17 protein-coding genes are annotated in these 21,034 nt (G+C 55.5%); 3 read left to right on the top strand and 14 right to left on the bottom strand.

Annotated features, from left to right (window positions below; all coding sequences use genetic code 11):
• Positions 1-2: 2 nt before the first annotated feature.
• Complete coding sequence (gene sppA, locus QWI16_RS07930) at positions 3-1,832, top strand: signal peptide peptidase SppA (RefSeq protein WP_302712261.1); 1,830 nt, start codon at positions 3-5, stop codon at positions 1,830-1,832.
• Between the two features lie 29 nt (positions 1,833-1,861).
• Here sppA and QWI16_RS07925 read toward each other — a convergent pair whose 3' ends face one another.
• On the bottom strand, positions 1,862-2,317 hold the full coding sequence (locus tag QWI16_RS07925) for a DUF2383 domain-containing protein (protein ID WP_302712260.1): 456 nt from the start codon (positions 2,315-2,317) through the stop codon (positions 1,862-1,864).
• 260 nt (positions 2,318-2,577) lie between these two features.
• On the opposite strand from QWI16_RS07925, the gene QWI16_RS07920 reads away from it, so the two are divergent.
• Positions 2,578-3,105, top strand: a complete 528-nt coding sequence (locus QWI16_RS07920; protein WP_302712259.1) for a hypothetical protein — start codon at positions 2,578-2,580, stop codon at positions 3,103-3,105.
• Positions 3,106-3,190: 85 nt separating this feature from the next.
• Here QWI16_RS07920 and QWI16_RS07915 read toward each other — a convergent pair whose 3' ends face one another.
• From QWI16_RS07915 to udk, 8 genes are all read right to left on the bottom strand, one after another.
• Complete coding sequence (locus QWI16_RS07915; RefSeq protein ID WP_302712258.1) at positions 3,191-3,865, bottom strand: class I SAM-dependent methyltransferase; 675 nt, start codon at positions 3,863-3,865, stop codon at positions 3,191-3,193.
• 116 nt (positions 3,866-3,981) lie between these two features.
• Complete coding sequence (locus QWI16_RS07910) at positions 3,982-4,983, bottom strand: cytochrome d ubiquinol oxidase subunit II (RefSeq protein WP_302712257.1); 1,002 nt, start codon at positions 4,981-4,983, stop codon at positions 3,982-3,984.
• Positions 4,980-6,323 (bottom strand): cytochrome ubiquinol oxidase subunit I, encoded by a 1,344-nt coding sequence (locus QWI16_RS07905; protein ID WP_302712256.1) that lies wholly within the window; start codon positions 6,321-6,323, stop codon positions 4,980-4,982. Before QWI16_RS07905 ends, QWI16_RS07910 begins: the two co-directional genes overlap by 4 nt.
• Positions 6,324-6,390: 67 nt before the next feature.
• Entirely contained in the window at positions 6,391-6,903 is a 513-nt protein-coding gene (locus QWI16_RS07900) for a GbsR/MarR family transcriptional regulator (RefSeq protein ID WP_302712255.1), read from the bottom strand.
• Positions 6,904-6,998: 95 nt separating this feature from the next.
• Positions 6,999-8,498 (bottom strand): tryptophan halogenase family protein, encoded by a 1,500-nt coding sequence (locus QWI16_RS07895; RefSeq protein ID WP_302712254.1) that lies wholly within the window; start codon positions 8,496-8,498, stop codon positions 6,999-7,001.
• A gap of 70 nt (positions 8,499-8,568) precedes the next feature.
• Positions 8,569-11,559, bottom strand: coding sequence for a TonB-dependent receptor (locus QWI16_RS07890; RefSeq protein WP_302712253.1), 2,991 nt, complete (start codon positions 11,557-11,559; stop codon positions 8,569-8,571).
• Positions 11,560-11,860: 301 nt separating this feature from the next.
• The gene (locus QWI16_RS07885; protein ID WP_302712252.1) at positions 11,861-13,081 is read right to left on the bottom strand and encodes a NupC/NupG family nucleoside CNT transporter; all 1,221 of its coding nucleotides are present in this window, start codon (positions 13,079-13,081) and stop codon (positions 11,861-11,863) included.
• Positions 13,069-13,692, bottom strand: coding sequence for a uridine kinase (gene udk, locus QWI16_RS07880; protein WP_302712251.1), 624 nt, complete (start codon positions 13,690-13,692; stop codon positions 13,069-13,071). Before udk ends, QWI16_RS07885 begins: the two co-directional genes overlap by 13 nt.
• Positions 13,693-13,764: 72 nt before the next feature.
• Between udk and QWI16_RS07875 the strand changes: the two genes are divergently transcribed.
• Positions 13,765-14,349 (top strand): uracil-DNA glycosylase family protein, encoded by a 585-nt coding sequence (locus QWI16_RS07875; protein WP_302712250.1) that lies wholly within the window; start codon positions 13,765-13,767, stop codon positions 14,347-14,349.
• Here QWI16_RS07875 and nspC read toward each other — a convergent pair.
• From nspC to sucC, 5 genes are all read right to left on the bottom strand, one after another.
• The gene (nspC, locus tag QWI16_RS07870; protein ID WP_302712249.1) at positions 14,330-15,499 is read right to left on the bottom strand and encodes a carboxynorspermidine decarboxylase; all 1,170 of its coding nucleotides are present in this window, start codon (positions 15,497-15,499) and stop codon (positions 14,330-14,332) included. The two genes, QWI16_RS07875 and nspC, sit on opposite strands and share 20 nt — an antisense overlap.
• A 66-nt stretch (positions 15,500-15,565) precedes the next feature.
• Positions 15,566-16,768: a saccharopine dehydrogenase family protein gene (locus QWI16_RS07865; RefSeq protein ID WP_302712248.1), complete on the bottom strand. Its 1,203-nt coding sequence runs from the start codon at positions 16,766-16,768 to the stop codon at positions 15,566-15,568.
• Between the two features lie 27 nt (positions 16,769-16,795).
• Positions 16,796-18,712, bottom strand: a complete 1,917-nt coding sequence (gene speA, locus QWI16_RS07860) for a biosynthetic arginine decarboxylase (RefSeq protein WP_302712247.1) — start codon at positions 18,710-18,712, stop codon at positions 16,796-16,798.
• Between the two features lie 170 nt (positions 18,713-18,882).
• On the bottom strand, positions 18,883-19,755 hold the full coding sequence (gene sucD, locus QWI16_RS07855; protein WP_302712246.1) for a succinate--CoA ligase subunit alpha: 873 nt from the start codon (positions 19,753-19,755) through the stop codon (positions 18,883-18,885).
• On the bottom strand, positions 19,756-20,922 hold the full coding sequence (gene sucC, locus QWI16_RS07850; protein ID WP_302712245.1) for an ADP-forming succinate--CoA ligase subunit beta: 1,167 nt from the start codon (positions 20,920-20,922) through the stop codon (positions 19,756-19,758).
• Between the last annotated feature and the right edge of the window lie 112 nt (positions 20,923-21,034).

Raw genomic sequence — 21,034 nt, 5'->3', positions numbered from 1 at the left:
ACGTGAGTAACGACAAGCGCAAAGGCCCGGTGCTGGGGTTTTTCTCGGCCCTGTGGAGCGGCATTACCTGGCTGCGCCGGACCCTCGCTAATTTGCTGTTTATTCTGATCATCGTCATTGTGGTTGTCGCGCTCGGACAGCGCGAAACCGACGTGCTGCCCGAGCGTTTTGCCCTGCACCTGACGCCCCACGGCCAACTGGTCGACCAACGCCAGCCTGTCGATCCGCTGGCTGCGCTTGCCGGCAATGACAGCCGCCACGGCGAAACTTTGGTGCGCGATTTGGTCCACGCCATCAACCGAGGAGCAAAGGATGACCGGGTGACGCATTTGGTGCTGGATTTGAACGAGCTGACCGGCGGAGGCATCAGCAAACTGCGCGAGGTTGGTCAGGCGCTGGAAAACTTCAAACAAGCAGGCAAGCCGATTATCGCACTCGGCGACGAGTACATGCAGGACCAGTACTACCTGGCAAGCTACGCTGACACCATTTATCTGCACGACATGGGGCATGTACTGCTGACCGGCTACGCCAGTCACCGCCTCTACCTCAAAGAAGCCATCGACAAGCTGGGCATCAACTTTCATATTTTCCGCGCGGGCAAGTTCAAAGACGCCGTTGAACCGTTTACCCGCAACGACATGTCAGACGCCTCGCGTCAGCACAACAGTCAGTGGCTGAACAGCTTGTGGGACCACTACACCAGTCGCGTTGAGGCACTGAGATCCCTGCCTGTAGGCGCCGTTAACGATCTGATTGCCAACAGCGATAGAGCACTGGCCGAGGCGCGAGGTGACGCCGCCCAGATGGCACTCAACGCGGGCTTGGTGGACAAGGTTGCCAGCCGTCAACAAACCCGCGCTGAGCTGATCGAACTGTTCGGGTACGACAAGCAGGCCGACAGCTTTCAGTCCGTCGACTGGTATCGCTATCTCGGCCATGAAAAGCATTTACCACTGCCCGGAAAATCCTACGTGGGTTTAATCAATGCCACTGGGCCCATCTACGAGGGCGAACAACCGCCCGCGACCGTGGGCAGCGACACCTTGATTCAGCTGCTGCGCCAGGTGCGCGATGACAGCAGCATCAAAGCCCTGGTGATTCGTATCGACAGCCCCGGCGGCAGCGCCTTTGCCTCGGAAGTGATTCGGGCGGAAATCGTCACCACTCGCGACGCCGGTATTCCGGTGATCGTCAGCATGGGCAGTGTCGCCGCCTCCGGCGGTTACTGGATCGCTACTGCCGCCGATGAAATTTGGGCGCTACCTACAACCATCACTGGGTCAATAGGTGTGTTCAGTCTGATACCGACGCTGGAGGAGTCCCTGAAAAAGCTCGGCATCCACTCAGACGGAGTGAGCACCACGCCGCTCGCTGGCGCACTCAACCCCACTCGCCCACTTACCGAAGACGCCGCGCGTGTCATGCAGTTGAGTGTAGACAGCATCTACCAGCGTTTTTTGTCTACCGTGGCGGAATCGCGCGGGCTGACCCTGGAACAGGTAGACCGCATTGGCCAGGGCCGTGTCTGGAGTGGCGCACGCGCCGCCGAACTGGGGCTGGTGGATAAGCTCGGCACACTGGAGGATGCACTTGCGGCCGCCGCGCAGTACGCCGAACTGGATGGCTGGGAGATTCGTGAAATCTCACCACCGCTCACCCCAACCGAGCAGCTGCTGCAACAGCTGGCGGGGGTCGGAGTCACACTGCCCATGCCCGATGTTCTTGGTCAATGGCAAGCGCTTGGCAAGTATCTGCCGTCTGCCAAGCTGTGGGACTTCGCGCCCCGGCAGGTCTATGCTCATTGCCTTGGGTGTGGGCTCGTCGAATAGCGCGCTCTGCTAAACCGTCAGCGGGCGTTTCAGTCCATACCAATGGCCACTTCCAAGCGGGCGATTCGGGTTTGCGTCGCCAGGCGGTTCGCCTCCAGTGCCGCCGCCAGACCCCGGCTGTCCACCAAATTGCGAATGGCGCGTGTGTACTCCTGCAACAGCTTGTTCTCGCCCGTGAGCATGGCGCGCACCATGCCCGCTTCGCTCAGCAAGTTACCGAAGATGACCCGCAACCTCGCCGTCAGCTGGCCAGCATCGGGTTTCTCGGTTGGCTCGCCGCCGTGCTCGTTCACCACAGCGCTCAGGCGCGTGATGTCTGCGCGATGATCTTCCAATAACGCCTGAAACAACCGCCCAAGTTGATCCGAGCGAGCTTTTTCCAGCGCATCGCGGTAACTGGCGATAAGATCATGATGCGAAGCGATCAAATCGTTCGCATCATCCACCAAAAAACTTGTGGCTACTTTTTCCTGTGTTCTGTACATAGTGCCCTCACTTGCGGCTGTCGCTGCCGCCCTGCAGTGTGCGGCTTGCTGGTGTGCAGCCGCATGTTTCACACAGAGCACTGCAAATATTTTGCCAGCCACAAACGCAGCGCGGCGCCGTTAAACCGCGATTTTTATGTAACTTTTACAACAATACTCCAAGTAAAGCGCGAAATTACCTGTGAATAGGCGATTTCAGCCGGTACGCCTTATGCAACCCCAAGTACGAATGGATAACTTCACTTAGGAGGTGAAACACCATGAGTACAACACCGCTATTTCTAATCGCCTCAGATACCCAAGACGCAAGAGAGCTGGTTGAAGCTCTGCGGCAGCGTGAGATCACTGAAGCCCAAATCAACCTGGTGGCTCGCTCTGACGTTGAGCTGGAAGAGCTGCCCGAGGCCGACTTGACTCACGAGTCCGACGTCATCAACGCGGCGAAAAGAGGCAGTATTACCGGTGCCGGTGTCGGCCTGCTGGCGGGCATTGGCGTAGTGGCTTTTGGTCCGGCAGGCTTGGCCATTGGTGGCAGCGCCTTGAGCGCAGCCGGCGCCCTGGCTGGATTTTCCGCGGGCGGCGCCGCTTTTGGCACCTGGGCCAGCACCATGGTGGGTGTGAGCATCCCCAACACCGACTATGAAAATTTTCAAAAGGCCATCGATGCTGGGCAGATTCTGATCATGGTGGATCTTGAGAGTGAACGCCAAGCGAGCCGTCTGCGCGAGAGCTTGTTGCGCGAGGTCCCCGAAAGCATCGAGCAATCGCGGGTCGGCGCAGCCGCCTAAGGCTCAGACGTTTTTGGCAGGGTGACGGATGAAATCCCGGCGAGCTGGCATGCAGTCGAGGCTCGCCTTCCACCCGCAGGAGCGACTATTTGCCCGTGACTCGCAGAATAAATTTCTCGGTTTTCCAGGGCTTTTTGATGGTGTGGCCCAGCATTTCGCCGTCAAAAGCAGCCTCACACCTATCGACCAAATTGAGAAAAGGCGTGCGCCCCGGGTCGGCGATCAGGATGTTTTTCACTCCTGCATCCCGCGCTCGCTTAATGAGGTTAAACAGCGGTTTGGTCATTTCATCCCAAAAACAAATTTCACTGCCGATGAGTGTGTGAACGCCCGCAAGATCTTTTTTACCGATTTTTTCAAAGCGCTTGGTAACGAACTCCACTCTCTTAATGCCGTTCAGCGATTTAACGAACTCCACATAGGGTTCGAGTGCGGCGTCGGCATCGAGCGCGGTGACGCGCGAGTCAAAATGACTGGCCATAAAGCAACTTAAACCACCCCACCCGCAGCCGATTTCCATCACCCGGGCCTTTTTGCGAATGGGGTTTTCCAGTAAATAGTCCATCAGCACCGCGCTGGAGCGCCATACTTTGGTGCCATGCAACGAGGGTTCGTCATAGAGTCGCTTGAAGCGCCGAATCTCCTTGTGCTGCGCCTTGGGCAAGTATATCCCGTGCAGCTCATGGAGGTGCTTGTCCGCTGGTGTTGCCACCGATTGCTTTTTTACTGAGGTTTTATTAGCGTTTTTTTTGGCGGCCATGTGTGCTCCTTTAGTGCTGCGCTCTCACCGGCAGGGCTAATGCTACCATGACTGAGTGACAATTTGCGTTGCAATATCCAGTCGATGGCCTGTCCGGTAAGCGAGCCCCCCGCCTGTCAATCGTAACTTAACGATTGCGCTTTACCGCCAAAAACCCGATAGACAAACACGGTGTAAATCACAATGGCTGGCAAGACCACCAGGGCCCCGTACAGAATAAACTTGAGCGATTCCGGTGCACTCGCCGCCTCCCAAACGGTAACTTGCCCCGGCACCACGTAAGGGAAATAGCTGTAGGCCAAGGCCTGAAAGCACAACACAAAAATACCCACGGCGCAGGCGAAAGGCACCCAGGAGCCGAAATCACCCTTATAGGGAAACTGGGCCAGGTAGATAAAAAACACGGTAAACAATACCGCGCAGATAAACGGGATTAACAAGAGCAAAAATGCCTGGGGCAAAGTGAACCACTTATCAAATACCTCAGGACTCATCATAGGGTTGACGAGGCTAACGCTGGCAATACCGATCATCATCCATACGGCTGTCAGCTTCGCGCGCTTGGCCGCCCACAGCTGCAGCTCGCCTTCGGTTTTGCGCACCAACCAACAGGCGCCGATAAACGCATAGGCAGCAGTCACACAAACGGCGCTGAGCAGACCAAAGGCCACTGATAACCAGCCGCCTTCAAAACCCGTCACATAGATACCCAACATATACCCCTGGGACAGGGCGGCGATGACAGAGCCGGATTTAAAACACAGATCCCAACGCTGCTGAAACGCTGCATGAGCCTTGGCCCTGAAATCAAAGGCCACGCCTCGTAATATCAACCCCAAGAGCAAAAAGAACGCCGGCAGGTAAAGGTAGCCAAGCACCTGGGAGTGCGCCGAAGGAAAGGCGATTAACAGTAGTCCCACCGCCAGTACCAGCCAGGTCTCGTTGGCGTCCCAAAACGGACCGATTGAGGCGATCATGAGATGGCGCGCCTCAGGATTGTCCATGGGCATTAAAATGCCGACCCCCAGGTCAAAACCGTCCAATACCGCATAGATTAAAATCGCCAGGCCCATCAGCAGAATAAAGATGACGGGCAACCAATAAGCTTCACCAGTCATGACGTCACTCCTGTCAGTTTGGCATTGGCGGGCTCAGCCGCTTTCGGGACGGCCTTGCGGGCCAGGTAAAAGAGTGTATGCAAGAAAGCGACAATCAGCACCAGATACACCGTCACGTAAGTGACGGCAGTAAACAACACATTGCCGCTGGCCGTGTCGGTTACCAGATCCGCGGTTTTCACCAGGCCGTAGACCATAAACGGCTGACGCCCGATCTCTGTGACGTACCAGCCGGCCACGGTCGCCAACCAACCGGAAAAAGTCATCATCACTAGTGCTTTGAGCCACAGCGCGCCCGGCTGTCCCCGTCGCCACACTTGCCAACTGCAACTCCAAGACACCAGCAACATCAGTAACCCAATACCGACCATTACCCGAAATGCCCAAAACACCGGGGCCACTGGCGGATGCTCGCCCTCAAACTCGTTCAGGCCGCGAATTTCTCCATCCGGCGAGTGCGTCAGAATCCAGCTTGCGCCTCGCGGTATGGACAGCGAATAATCGTTGCGGCGGGTTTCACTGTTTGGCAGAGCGAACAGCTGCAAAGGCGCACCAGCCTCAGTTTCCCATACCCCCTCCATGGCCGCCACCTTGGCCGGTTGATGCTTAAAGGTGTTAAGCCCGTGCAGGTCTCCCGCAAAAATTTGCAGGGGAATGAGCAGCGCTGCCAGGTAAACACCCGTTTTCAAACTGACACGAACCTCATCGGAGAGATCACCTTTGAGCAGACGGTAAGCAGAGATACCGGCGACAAAGAAGGAGGCCGTCAGCCCCGAGGCCAACAGCATGTGTGTCACACGATAAGGCATTGAGGGGTTGAAAATGATGGCCCACCAGTTCACCGGGTAAGCAACACCGTCGCGCATTTCAAAACCCGCTGGCGTCTGCATCCAACTGTTGAGTGACAAAATCCAGAAAGCCGATAGCGACGTACCCACGGCCACCAGCGCCGTGGCAATGGTATGCAGCCTGTTTGACACCCGCCCGCTACCATAAAGCATAATGCCGAGAAAAGTTGCCTCAAGGAAAAACGCCGTCAGTACCTCGTAACCCAATAAGGGCCCGGCAATATTGCCCACGGTTTCCATATACCCCGGCCAGTTGGTACCAAACTGGAAAGACATGGTGATGCCACTGACCACGCCAAGCGCAAAACTCAGCGCGAATACCTTTACCCAAAAGCGATAGGCGTCCAACCAAGCTTGGTTACCCGTCTTGTTGTGACGCAACTTGAAGAACAGCAGCAACCAGCACAGGGCGATAGTGATCGTGGGAAACAGAATATGGAAGGTAATGTTGGCCGCAAACTGAATACGCGACAGCATAAATACGTCTGGCATGACTACCTCTCGCCCAAAACGTTGGAACTCACAAAAAAAACCCCGCAGGCCGGCAGTACCACCCCCCCTAGCCCAACAATTTGCTGACCCCAGCGCCGAGCTTGAGCATACGCGATATTTGCTTGGGGCTCAGCTTCTGCATTTCGGCGCTCCACTGGGTCAGCATTTCAATCAGTTGATACATTTCTTTGATGCGGTTTTGTGCATGCCGATCGGCCGCCGAGCTGGGCGTGTCCATCAGCAGCTCGCGCATGACTGTCAGTGTAGGGTCTATCTCGCGCTTGCGCCTCTCGTTGATCAACGTAGAGGCAATTTCCCAGACATCTTCCGGCGCAACAAAATAGTCTTTGCGATCGCCTGGAATATGCTTTAGCCGCACCAGGTTCCAGCTTTGCAGCTCTTTTAAGCCCATACTCACGTTCGAGCGTGAGACCCTCAGCTCGGCAGCCAATTCATCGGCGTTGACCGGCTCATCGGCCAAGACAATGTAGGCATACATTTGCCCTACGGTGCGATTAATACCCCATCGACTGCCCATCTCACCAAAGTGGCGGACAAATGACTCTACAAGTGGTGACATATGCCTTCTTAATTTTCAGTAATTTCTGAAATAACGATAATTATAACTGAAACAGGCGCTCTTGCAAGCGCCCTGATTGCGAAAGAAAGTGGGGCTCAGCGGTAGCTGGATATGGAGGTGCGACTCCTCTGCGCCTTTGCAAGCAGCCGCTCAAGGTAAAAACTGTGGGCAGGCATGGCCTCGACCTTGGCATTGATGGTGCGGCGGATTGATGACAGAAACTGCTCCAGCTCAGGCACAGGCATTTGCGCCACCACCCGATGATAACGCTTGGGCACCAGCCCCTGCCCAATCATAACCTGAAACCAGGAGTCCACGAAAAGCTCATTGTTGCGAACAAAAAAGCGTCCGGATTCAGCAAACAGCGCAATGCGCTCATGCAGACTGGCCGGCACCTCCATAGAGGCACAATGGCGCCAGAAAGCCGAATCGTCACGCTCGGTTAAATGGTAATGCAAAACGATAAAATCGAGTATCTGCTCATAGTCAAAGTCAGCATGACGATTAAATTCGTCCCTATCCTGAGACAGAATCACGTCGCTTGGGAACAGCTTGATCAGCTTCAGAATATTTTGCTGAATCAAATGAATACTGGTGGACTCAAGGGGCTCGATAAAGCCCGCTGACAGGCCAATTGCGACACAGTTTTTGTACCACTGTTGCCGGCGCCGCCCCGTGGTAAAGCGGATATAGCGCGGTTCACCGTGAGCCTCGCCGTCCAACTCACTCAACAAGCGGGCGGCTGCCTCGTCATCACTCAAGTGATGCGAGGCATAGACAAGACCATTGCCCGTGCGCTCGCGCAGAGGAATTTGCCAGCGCCAACCGCTGTCGTGGGCAATGGCCCGGGTGTAGGGAGGCGCGTCGGGCAGGACGTCGCTGGCGATGGCTACCGCGCGATCACAGGGCAGCCAGTGCGACCAATCCTCATAACCGCAAGCCAGCGTTTGCTCAATCAGCAACCCCCTGAAACCGCTGCAGTCAATAAACAAATCCCCCTGCACACGGCTACCGTCGGCCAGTTCAAGGGCCACAATGTCACCGGTCTGCGGTTGCTGCTCAACCCGGGTGACCCTACCCTCTGTGCGTTTTACCCCATTGCGCTGAGCCAGTTTGCACAGGTACTGGCCGTAGCGCGACGCATCAATATGATAGGCATAATTAATGCCCCCCTCATGAGAAAAGCGTCCAGCTCTAGCCGCCTGCACTTCCAGGCAATAATCACCAAAGCTGCAGGCCATGCCCTCCTCAATCCCCCGGCGCCAAAAATTGTGAAAGCCAGCGGCCCAAAAATCCTTGCCGGTAGAGCCAAACCCGTGAAAGTAATCACTGCCTGGTCGGCGCCAGTTTTCGAAGGCAATACCGAGTTTGAAGGTCGCCTGAGTTTCGCGCAGCAGATCAACTTCATCGATCCCCAGCAAGCGATTAAAAAACAGGAGTGTTGGGATGGTCGCCTCACCGACACCCACCGTGCCGATCTGCTCAGACTCCACCAGTTCCACCGTAAGATGCCCAAGTACTTTTGCCAGAGCCGCGGCAGCCATCCAACCCGCGGTGCCACCGCCGAGTATCACAACTTTATTGATTGCGTTCATTTGTCACCACTTTGAAAAAAAAAGCAGCCACTTCACCAGTGGCTGCTTTTAAGCCTAGACCATCAGCCAATTAGAAGCTGTAGCGAGCACCGAGCGCATAGCGGGCTTCCTGCTCGCCATAGAACAGCAAGCTGTTCTCCGAGCGTCCGTGAACTCGAATATCCTCCTCGGCAATGTTGATGCCTTCAACGAATACATTGAGGTTCTCGGTGATATCGTAGCTGACGCTCACATCCAACTGCCCGTAAGCTTCGGTGTAAGCAGGCTCCAACTGACCATTTCCCTGCCCGGTCCCGCTGAGGAAATCATCGCGCCAGTTGTAAGCAAGACGCGCCTGCAAACCGTTCTTGTCGTAGAAGAACACCAGGTTGGCCGAATCGCTAAGCCCCAGCAGGGCGAACTGGTTTTCACCGATCAGGGTATTATCGTAACCAATATCACCGTCTACGGTTGTCAGGTTGGCAATGCCTCCAAAGCCACTGTCCCAAAACATGTGCTGGATGGCAAACTCAAAGCCATCGATGGAGGCCTCTTTTTCATTGACCGGCACACGAATGGTGTACACCAAAGGGTCGTAGCTGCTGGTATCGCCGAGAAGCTCGCCGGTGGTTCCGTCAATCCAGCCCTGAGCGACATAGTAGTCGCGCACATCCTGCCCAAAGTTGTCCGCAGAAGCGGCGCCCGCGGCTTCATCGTAACGCGGCCCGGTGGCCGGATTGAGAATATCCGGGAAGAGTATCTCGGCATCCAGACTAGTACCGATAAAGTTTTCGACATCCTTGGCGTAGTAGCCGATAGAAATATAGCTGCCCTCGGCGTAGTACCACTCGGCCGACAGATCGATGTTTTTTGACTCGAACGGATCCAGGTCGGGATTGCCGCCTGTCGCCGTGCTGTTATCGAAAGTGCGCGCCTGAGAGCTGTCGGGCACAGCCGCACCCTGCAGGTTTGCATAAGAAGGTCGTGAAATGGTTTCACTGTAAGAGGCCCGAAGCACCAGGTCCTCGGTGAGATTTATACGAAAATCCACATTCGGCAGAAGGTTCTCGTAGGCACCTTCTCCGGTACGGAAAACACCACCGTCGGACAAGAGCAACAACTCGTTCGGTGTGCGCCATACACCATCAGTGTAGTTCGGTAACAAAGTCGACGCAGTAATGTCGGTTTCCTCATAGCGAACACCAACCGACAACTGCGCCAGCATGCTGCCCAGAGCCCACTCCATATTGGCCTGCACATACGCTGAACTTTGCTCCTCGGTCATGCGGTTATCCACTGAGTACTCGGGATTAATGCACAAGGTGCCCGGATCACAATGAGTGAACACGTTGCCGCCAGCGCCCTCGCCGTTGGAGTTTTCCTCGTAGAAACGCGCCAAGTCACCGGAAAACTGATCGTAGTCAACCACAACGTATTGACCGTAAACACCACCACTGTCGACGGAGTCAAAAGCGCTGCCAAGCGGGCGAAAATCAAAGGCACTATCTTCAAAGTTGTCGTCACCGTCACCGGCACCAGCGTTCCAGCCGCCACCAATATCCGTATAGCCAACACCACCCCAGTTGCCGCCCTGATTCAGACTAAAGGCGGTACGGTTGTTGATTTCAGTGGTGGCCACACCGAAGTCGACACTCTTAACGAAGCTGGCATCGAAGTCATAGCTGCCACTGAGCTGCAATTGCTCGACTTCGGATTTCATGTAACTGTTTCTGTGGCTGGTGCCGGTAGAAATAATGTCGGATGCAGTCAGCTCACCGTCTTCCATCTCGACGGACATGACCGGCATATCTTGCCTGAAGTCCACGCTCGTCACTGTTCGGGTAAACCCGGTCGCCGTAACGATGTTGTCGCTGCCGCGGGCGTCTTTGTTGCGCGCCTCAGCTTCGGAGTTATGGTAGTCCAGCGTAAGGCTTAGCTTATCGGTAGCGTCCCACTTGAGATTCATGCCAGCGGAGTTAGTCTCATTGACGGTGCCCCAGCTGCCGACGCCCAAACCCACATCACAGCAATCGGTAGCCACTAGCACCGAAGGCGTCACGACACCATCGGCTTCGTCGCCGGTGAACAAGGTGCTGCCACCCTGAGTATTGAAACCGCCCCCAAACCAGGCAGAGAGCTCCTGGCGGCGCACTTCCACGTCCAGTTCGGCGTAGGTGTAATCCACGGTCGCAGTCAGCGAATCAACCGGGCGCCACTGTAAGGTCAGCTGACCGTTAATGCGCTCGCGCTCAATGTCGTCGGTGCGGTACAGGAAGTTTTGTGGCGTCGACATCAGATCGCCAGCCTGTACAGGATAGCTGGCAGAGAGCGGATCGTTTTCCCCCACCCGCAAAGTATTCCAGCCGGAGGAAACGTTGCCCGAATCAAGCGCGCTGTCGCGCTCCTGATAGCTGGCACTCAGAGCAACACCGATGGTGTCATCGGCAAACGTGTTGCTGTAAATGCCGGATAGCTCGGGAGTGACATCATCACCACGACGATTGGTTTGATCGGCAACCGCTTTGACACCGATGCTTGAGTGCATGCCGTCCAGCTGAAAGGGACGCGCTGTTTTGATGTTGATGACCGAGCCAATTCCGCCCGTTATCAGGCTGGCTTTACCGGTTTTGTATACTTCAACACCCGCCACCGACTCTGCCGCCAGGTTGGCAAAGTCAAACGAGCGTGAGCTACTGGCCGAGGTGGCGTTCTGGTTGGCAGTGGGCATCTGACGACCATTCAAGGTGACCATGTTGTAATCCGGCCCAAAGCCACGGACGGTCACGCGTGAACCCTCATTGTTCTGTCGGTCAATGGAGACACCGGTAATCCGCTGCAGCGACTCAGCCAGATTGGTATCGGGAAACTTGCCGATATCCTCGGCGGAAATGGCGTCCACAACGCCGGAGGCATCGCGCTTGATATCCATAGCGCGGTCCAGCGACGCACGGATACCGGTCACCACCACTTCTTCCAGCATGTCCATGTCGTCCTGAGCCAGCACCGTTCCCATAGGGAGGGTGCCGAGCACAGCAGCGATGGAGGTCGATAAAACGGTTCGTTTTACGCTTGTCTGACTCATTATTTTTGTACCCCAATGTTATGTTGGTGCTTGCCCGACGTCGCCAACCACCTGAGTGTCGGCGAGCTCTCCTCATCGTCCTGACAAGCTATTAGGTTTAAGGGACTTTGGATCCGGCCACCCCAGGAAGCCGCGGTCACGGCACTAAGGGAAGTCGCTCCTCCCGATCAGGGTCTGGCTAAACACCTGTGACCGGGCGACGCTATTGCGTTATCGTTAACGTTAACAACGAAGATGGGCAATGTCAACGTTAATGTGATCGTTAACATTCACATAACAGAGAGGCCAGTTGGGGGGATAATCAGGTTAAAGAGAGAAAGAGCCCGGCGATGGCGGCGCTCATCATATTGGCGAAGAAACCCGCAAACACGGCCTTTAAGCCCATTTGCGCGACCTCGGCGCGCCGATTGGGCGCCAGAGTGGCAAAGCCGCCCAGCAGGACAGCCAAAGAGCCAAAGTTGGCAAACCCGCACAGAGCAAAAGACACGATAGCAATGGCGCTATCGGACAGAGCGTGGCGCTGCTCGGCCAGATCCACAAAAGCCACAAACTCATTGAGCACCAGTTTTTGGCCAATCAGGCTGCCCGCTATCCGACTCTCCTCCCAGGGAACCCCCAGTAAAAAAGCCAGAGGCTGGAACAAGGCGCCCAGCAGCCACTGCAAACTGAGCGCTTCTAGCCCGATCCAGCCACCGAGAATCGAGAGCAGCCCATTTACCAAGGCAATAAGGCTAATAAATGCGATGAGCATGGCACCTATGTTGGCAGCCATTTTAAGGCCATTGGTGGCGCCCACCGCTGCGGCATCAAACACATTGCTGTAACCGAGATCCGCCGAGCCGGTCTGAACGCTATCCTCGCGCGGCTTATCCGTTTCCGGCACCATAAGCTTGGCCATCAGGAAACCGCCGGGGGCGGCCATAAAACTGGCCGCTAACAGATACTTAAGCTCAACGCCCAGGCCGACGTAGCCGGCCAGCACCGAGCCCGCGACCGTGGCCAGGCCACCGACCATAACGGCAAACAGCTCTGAGCGCGTCATGGTGGGAATAAACGGCTTAATCACCATAGGCGCCTCTGTGTGACCGACAAAAATATTCGCCGTTGCCGACATGGATTCTGCACGGCTGGTGCCCAACAAGGCGCGCAGCGCACCGCCTAAAATCCGGATAATCCACTGCATGATTCCCAGGTAGTAGAGCACAGCCACGAAAGAGGAAAAGAAGATCACAATCGGCAGCACATTAAAGGCGAAGATAAACCCGAGCTTGTCACTGGCCAACTCGCCAAACATAAACGCGATACCCTCCTGGCCATAGCGGATAACGCCGTAGATCACCTCAGAAACCCGCGCCAACGCCTGGCGACCTATAGAGGAGTAAAGCACCAGGGCACCCAAACCCAATTGACAGGCAAAAGCGATCACCACCGTACGCCAGTTGATGGCTCGACGGTTCTCGCTCATAAGCACAGCGATGCCGAGCAAAACACTCATTCCCACCAGCGCGATCAAACCTTGCATTTAGCCAACCTCGTCACAAGCGCATCGACCAAAGCCGACGGTGCGTCATTATTGTCGAGTACCCACTGGGCGTGTTGGCGCTGCGGTGCAAGGTAGCGCTCAAACATAGGCACCACATTCTCACTAAACTGGCGCCGAACGGATTCGGCGCTTCTACCCCGCTCGCGCACATCTCGTTCAAGGCGCCGCTCAAAGCATAGCGCCAGGGGTAGATCGAGATAAATGGTCGTAGAGAACAACTCCCGCACACGCGGATCATGTAACAGTAGGATGCCCTCGACCAGCAACACGCCCCCGCTGGCCACATGCCGAGCCCGAGCCCGCGGCCTGTGAGTGACATAGTCATACTCGGGCACGCACACCGCCTCGCCAGCAGCGAGCCTTGACAGATCCCCGGCCAGGGCGGCAAAGTCAAAACTGTCCGGATGATCGAAATTGACACGCCCGCGCTCCGCGGCGCTCAGGTGGGTGTAATCTCGGTAGTAAACATCCTGGCTGATGCAGTTAATCGTCTCGCCTGTGCGCTCGCCGAGCGCCTGACACAGGTAGCGCGACAAAGTGGTTTTCCCCGAGCCGGACGCGCCGATAATAGCAATCAAATGTGACGTCAAAACCAATCCTTATTAGCGTGTCTAAGACATTATACGGCTAGGTGGGAGTGAAATGATGACAGAGAGGTTGCAGTGAGTGCGCGAGCGCTGATGAACGAGATTCGCCAATGCACATTGTGCCGCGAGGCGCTGCCCCTGCCGCCGCGACCCGTGCTGCAGGCAGAGGCTGGTGCACGCATTTTAATAGCCGCACAAGCGCCCGGCAAACTGGCCCATGACTCCGGAAAGCCCTTTGACGACCCGAGTGGCGACAGGCTCAGGCGCTGGCTGGGCGTCGATCGTGAGGCCTTTTATAATCCGGCACTCTTCGCTCTGGTGCCCATGGGCTTTTGCTATCCCGGTACAGGTAAAAGCGGCGATCTCCCGCCGCGCCCAGAATGTGCGCCCCAATGGCGGGCACAGTTGCTGGCGCAATTGACGCAGGTAGAGCTAACTCTGGTCATCGGCCAATACGCACAGGCCTGGCACTTACCAGGCTCAGACCGCACTTTGACGCAAAGAGTCGCACGCTGGCGGGAATTCTGGCCGGAACTGGTGCCCCTGCCCCATCCAAGCGGCCGCAACAATCGCTGGCTAAAGATCAACCCGTGGTTTGAGGCCGAGGTGATCCCCGCCCTGCAGGCGAGGGTAAAGGCCCTTACGACAGGCGCGTTTTGAAATCCTCATAGCCAAAATCGCGAATCACCTCAAGCTGATCCGTGCGTGAGTCCCACAGCGCTATCGACGGCAAATTAATACCGTTAAACGTCGTGGTTTTTACCATGGTGTAGTGCGCCATATCTTCAAACACCAATCGCTGCCCCACCTCGAGGGGATGGGCAAAGCTGTAATCGCCAATCACATCCCCCGCCAGGCAGGTCATGCCCCCCAGGCGGTAGGTATGGGCCAATTCATTCGCCAAGCCAGCGCCGAGAATATCCGCCCGGTAAGGCATCTCCAGGGTATCGGGCATATGGCAAGTAGCCGAGGTATCGAGAATGGCCTGAGGTACAGTACTGACAAAGGTGTCCAGTACCTCGGCGACCAAAACACCACTGCGCAGGGCCGTGGCTTCTCCTGGCTCGATATAAACCTGTAGTTGGTATTTTTCGGAAAACGCCTTGAGCAGAGCGATCAACTCATCGACCTGATAGTCTTCCCGGCTGATGTGATGACCACCGCCAAAGTTAACCCAAGTCAGTTGCGGTAAAAACGCCCCAAACTTTTCTTCCACTGCAGCGATGGTGCGCTTTAGCGGCGGCACATCTTGTTCGCAGAGGGTGTGAAAATGCAAACCGGTAATGCCCTCGGGCAAGGTATCGCCAAACTGGCTGCGCGGAACCCCCATACGCGACTTGGGCGCGCAGGGGTCATAGAGCTCAACCTCGCCCTCGGAGTGCTCGGGGTTGATTCTCAAACCAAACTCCAACCCGGGACGGCACTCCTTAGCCGCCAAACACTTGTCCTTAAAGCGCTGCCACTGGGACAGGGAGTTGAACAACACATGATCTGACAGCTCCACCACCTGCAGCAAATCGGCGTCCTTGTAGGCAGCGGAATAGGTGTGCACCTCGCCACCGTAGTACTCCCGCGCCAGCCGGGCCTCGTTGACGCCACTGGCGCAACTGCCCCATAGATATTGATTAAATAAGTCCCCCAGGGACCAGCAGCTGAACGCTTTTAAGGCGGCCAGCACCTTGGCGCCACTTTCCCGCCCCACCCGATTGAGGATTTTTAAATTATCTTCCACCGCCGCTCTGTCGACCACAAAGCAAGGAGAAGGTACTCGTGTGGGGTCAAACTGATGAAAGTACTGGCGTTTTTGCATGCCGAATCTCTTTTTGCTGCCTGCTAGAAAAAAGCCCGTCGCTGACGGGCTTCATATCGTGGGGAGTCAGTCTTCCATGCCCGTGGGCTGGGAAATTTCTACCACTTCCCAAGGCAATCCGTACTGGTTTAAATCATCCATAAATGGGTCCGGATCCAGCTGCTCCATGTTCCATACACCCGCTCGGGCCCACTTCTTCTCCAGCATCATCTTCGCACCAATCATCGCTGGCACACCGGTGGTGTAGGAAATTGCCTGCGACTGAACCTCGGCGTAACAGGCCTCATGATCACAGATGTTGTAAATATAAAACGTTTTCTTTTCGCCGTTCTTTACACCCGTGGCAACGCAGCCAATGCAGGTTTTGCCCTTGGTCAGGGGACCGAGGCTGGCCGGGTCAGGCAGCAGCGCTTTCAAAAACTGCAAGGGAATAATTTCCTTGCCCTCAAAAGTGACAGGTTCAATGGAAGTCATACCGATATTACCCAAGACTTCGAGGTGCTTGAGGTAGTTATCGGAAAAGGTCATCCAAAATCGAGCGCGCTTGATTTCCGGCAGGTGCTTGGTGATGGACTCAAGCTCCTCGTGGTACATCAGGTATATCTGCTTAGGGCCAATACCGGCCGGAAAATCAAAAGATCGGTTTTCCTCCAGCGGTTCAGTCTCGCGCCAGTCGCCATCCTGCCAAAAGCGCCCCTTGGCCGTTACCTCACGGATATTGATCTCCGGATTAAAATTCGTGGCAAAGGGCTGGCCGTGATCACCCGCGTTACAATCGATGATATCCAAATAGTGAATTTCATCGAGATAATGCTTTTTTAGGTAGGCGGTGTAGACATTGGTCACCCCCGGATCAAACCCCGAGCCGAGTAGTGCCATGCGCCCGGCCTGTTGGAACTTGTCCTGATAGGCCCACTGCCACTTGTACTCAAACTTGGCCTCATCCGGCGGCTCGTAGTTCGCGGTATCCAGGTAATCAACGCCCGCCTCGAGGCAGGCGTCCATAATGGCAAGATCCTGATAGGGCAAAGCCACGTTGATGACCAGATCCGGCTGGTGCTTTTTCAACAACGCAACGGTTTCGGCCACGTTATCCGCATCAACCTGGGCAGTGGTGACCGGCCTTGGCAGCTGCGCGGCAATGGCCTTGCACTTTGACTCTGTACGACTGGCCAGCACAATCTCGCTAAACACCTCTGGCAGCTGTGCGCACTTGTGGGCCACAACGCCGCCCACGCCACCGGCACCGATTATCATCACTTTTGCCATATTGCCTCTCCTTTTACCGTTGCGAGACTAGCGTTCGAAATAGGTATAGCCGCGCAGACTTTCAGAATACGCCGCCAGCATGCTCTGGCGCTCTGACACACTGATGCGACCATCGCGCACCGCCTGCTCAGCCGCCATGCGAAACTGGCGAAACATCGACTGTGGGTCATACTCCACATAACTCAGCACATCGGCGATGCTGTCGCCGTGAAGCTCGTGCACAAAATCGAGGGTGCCATCGGCGTTGATGCGCACACTGGCCACATTAGTATCGCCAAACAGGTTGTGCAGATCACCGAGCGTTTCCTGATAGGCGCCAACCAAAAAGACGCCCAGATAATACTCCTCGCCTTCTTTAATGGAGTGAAGAGAGAGGGTCTTGGTCTCACCTTCCGGGCCTGCGAAACTGTCGAGTTTGCCGTCGCAATCACAGGTCAAATCCGCAATGGTTGCCTGCCGACTGGGCTTTTCATTCAGGCGATGGATCGGCATCACCGGAAAGACTTGATTAATGGCCCAGGAGTCCGGCAACGATTGAAACACGCTGAAATTACCGTAATAGATATCAGCCAACTGTTCTGGCAGCTCTTCGAGCTCCGGAGGAATTCGCTTCATTTTCGGCAGTAGAGCAACGATTTGCTGCAAGCCGGCCAAACACAAATTTTCGGCAAAGGCACGATCGCGCAAGTTCACTTCACCGCGGAAGAAGCAGTCACGGACCTGATCCCGGTAGTAAATAACGTCGTTATAACTCTCTTGCAGTTTATCGACGTTAATGGCCTTGAGCGTGTACCACAGATTCGAGATCTGCTCATGCATGTTTTCCGGCAGGTCGCTGGGCACCGGGCCGGGCTCGAAGTGGCCGACGTCCAACACGTTAAAGAGCAGCACCGAGGTGTGCGCCACCGTCGCCCTACCGGACTCTGTAACAATGGTTGGGTGCGGCAGATTGTGGGCATTAAGCTGCTGCGCCAGTGCTTCGACCACGTCGACACAGTACTCCTGCACCGAATAGTTACGGCTGTGCCCGCTGACACTGCTGGTGCCATCATAGTCAATGGCTAAGCCGCCACCGAGATCGATGTACCTGAGCGGCGCGCCTTCGGCGACCATCTCAATGTAATAGCGACACGCCTCAAGCACACCGGCGCGAATGCTGCGAATATTAGGAATCTGTGAGCCCAGGTGAAAATGAAGCAGCTCGAGGCAGTGCAAAAGCTCGGCCTCACGAAGCTCATCGATAATCTCAACTAGCTGATTGGTGGTGAGTCCAAAGAGGCTGCGATCGCCGCTGTCCTCGGCCCAGTGCCCTTCCACTTTGGTGGACAATTTGAGTCTAACACCGATAATCGGGTCGACCTTGTGGGCACGACTGCGCTCAATTACCAGTCTGACTTCGGCAAGCGTCTCGAGCACAAAAATGCACTTAAAGCCGAGTTTGCGCGCCTGTAATCCGAGATCGATAAACTCTTCGTCCTTGTAGCCATTACAGACGATCAGACTCTCGCGATTTTGCAGCACCGACATGGCAATCATGAGCTCGGCCTTACTACCGGCCTCCAGCCCATGATTGTAACGCTCGCCAAAACGCGCAATTTCTTCCACGATATGGCTTTGCTGGTTGACTTTGATAGGAAAAGCGCCGCGATACTGGCCCTGATAGCCGGTGGTTTTAATCGCTTCGGCGAAAGATTCATTCAAGATGGTAATCCGGCTGTCCACCAGATTTTCAATGCGCAGCAACACCGGCATATCCAGGCCGCGCTGTTGCAGCCCGTCAATAATGTCAGTGAGCGCAACAGCTACACGATCTCCGTTGCCGGGAGCGCGTACCTCTACATTTCCGTCGGCATTGACACCGAAGTAGCCCCCACCCCACTCTTCAACACCGTAGAGTTCGGAGGATTGTCTGGCTGACCAATTCTGTGCTTCGGAATCGTTCAATCGCTCAACTCCTTGTCAGAAAGATGGCGCGGGTCGCGCCCGTTAAAAGTCGCGCAATGTCCCACATTTTCCCGCAAAAGAAAAGCGTTTTTACAAGTGCTACCCAAACGCCAAGAGGTCTTTCTCGATGCAAAAAGGGCGGCCATAAGCCGCCCTTTTTCCGCCTGATCTTACCAGCCGGTCAACTCTTTCAGGGCATCGCCAATACCAGCGAGGCTGCGCACGGTTTTAACACCGGCGTCTTCCAGAGCCGCGAACTTCTCATCGGCAGTGCCTTTACCACCAGAGATGATGGCCCCGGCATGGCCCATGCGCTTGCCAGGAGGCGCGGTCACACCAGCGATGTAAGACACAACCGGCTTAGTGACTTTTTCTTTGATAAAGGCAGCGGCTTCTTCTTCAGCACTACCGCCGATCTCACCAATCATGACAATTGCTTCGGTTTGCGGGTCTTCCTGGAACAATTTCAAGATATCGATAAAGTTAGAACCCGGAATCGGGTCGCCGCCAATACCGACACAGGTAGACTGGCCAAAACCGCAATCCGTGGTTTGCTTCACCGCTTCATAAGTCAAGGTCCCGGAGCGAGACACAATACCCACCTTTCCAGGCTTGTGAATATGACCGGGCATAATGCCGATTTTGCACTCACCGGGAGTGATCACACCAGGACAGTTGGGGCCAATCAAGCGCACACCCAGCTCATCACACTTCACTTTGCAATCCAGCATATCCATGGTGGGCACGCCTTCGGTAATGCAGACAATCAGCTTGATGCCGGCATTGGCCGCTTCCAGGATAGAGTCTTTACAAAATGGTGCGGGCACATAGATCACTGACGCTTCAGCGCCGGTTTCAGCCACAGCCTCAGCCACGGTATTAAACACCGGCAAGCCCAGGTGAGTCTGACCACCCTTGCCCGGCGTTACACCGCCAACCATTTTGGTGCCATAAGCGATGGCCTGCTCTGAGTGGAAGGTGCCTTGTGAACCGGTAAAGCCCTGGCAAATAACCTTGGTGTCTTTATTGATCAATACGCTCATTTATTTACCCTCCGCTGCTTTCACCACTTGCTCGGCAGCGTCAGTCAGACTGGTTGCAGCAATGATGTTCAAACCGCTGTCCGCCAGCACTTTAGCGCCCAGCTCAGCATTGTTACCTTCAAGGCGTACCACTACCGGTACTTTTACGCCCACTTCTTCTACCGCACCGATAACGCCCTCGGCGATCAGGTCACAGCGGACGATACCGCCAAAGATGTTGATCAAAACAGCTTTGACATTGTCGTCGGAGAGAATGATTTTAAACGCTTCCACCACGCGCTCTTTGGTCGCACCGCCGCCTACATCCAGGAAGTTGGCAGGCTGACCGCCATGCAGTTTAACAATATCCATGGTGCCCATGGCCAGACCTGCGCCGTTGACCATGCAACCGATGTTGCCATCGAGCGCCACATAGTTGAGCTCCCACTGAGCAGCGTGCGCTTCGCGCTCGTCTTCCTGACTGGGGTCATGCATTTCACGCAGATCGGGGTGGCGATACAGAGCGTTGCTGTCCACACCGACTTTGGCGTCCAGGCAATGCAGGTCACCGGCCGGAGTAATAACCAGAGGGTTAATTTCCACCAGCGCCAGATCTTTTTCCTTGAACATTTTGCCAAGGCCCATAAAGATCTCGACAAATTGCTTGATTTGCTTGCCTTCGAGGCCGAGCTTGAATGCCAGGTCACGACCCTGATAGGGCTGTGGGCCTACCAGCGGATCAATCGTGGCCTTGAGAATTTTCTCCGGGGTTTCCTCGGCGACTTTCTCAATCTCTACCCCACCCTCGGTGGAAGCCATAAATACAATGCGGCGACTGGAGCGATCGACCACCGCACCCAGGTACAACTCCTGGTCGATGTCGGTGCAGGATTCAACCAAAATACGGCTGACCGGCTGGCCCTTCTCGTCTGTCTGGTAAGTCACTAGGTTTTTGCCCAACCACTGCTTGGCAAAGGCTTCGATTTCACCTTTGGATTTCACCAACTTGACGCCGCCTGCTTTACCGCGGCCACCGGCGTGTACTTGCGCCTTAACGACAAACTCACCGCCACCAATGGTGTCAGCGGCGGCAACTGCTTCAGCAGAAGTCTGGGCTGCAACGCCTTTAGAGACGGGCAAACCGTATTGCGCAAACAGTTGTTTGCCTTGGTACTCATGCAAATTCATGATGCTTTTCCGTTTTGTTAACGTGATTTAAAAAAACGACAGCAGGCCGGCGCGACGTACCGCTTATTCTGCGCGCTCACCAGGACCCACCCCTGATTTCTTCCCGACCGCC

The sequence above is a fragment of the Gilvimarinus algae genome (assembly GCF_030518215.1).
Taxonomy (GTDB): domain Bacteria; phylum Pseudomonadota; class Gammaproteobacteria; order Pseudomonadales; family Cellvibrionaceae; genus Gilvimarinus; species Gilvimarinus algae.
Note: the sequence above shows the minus strand (reverse complement) of the source record. Positions and strands in the feature narration are given on the sequence as shown.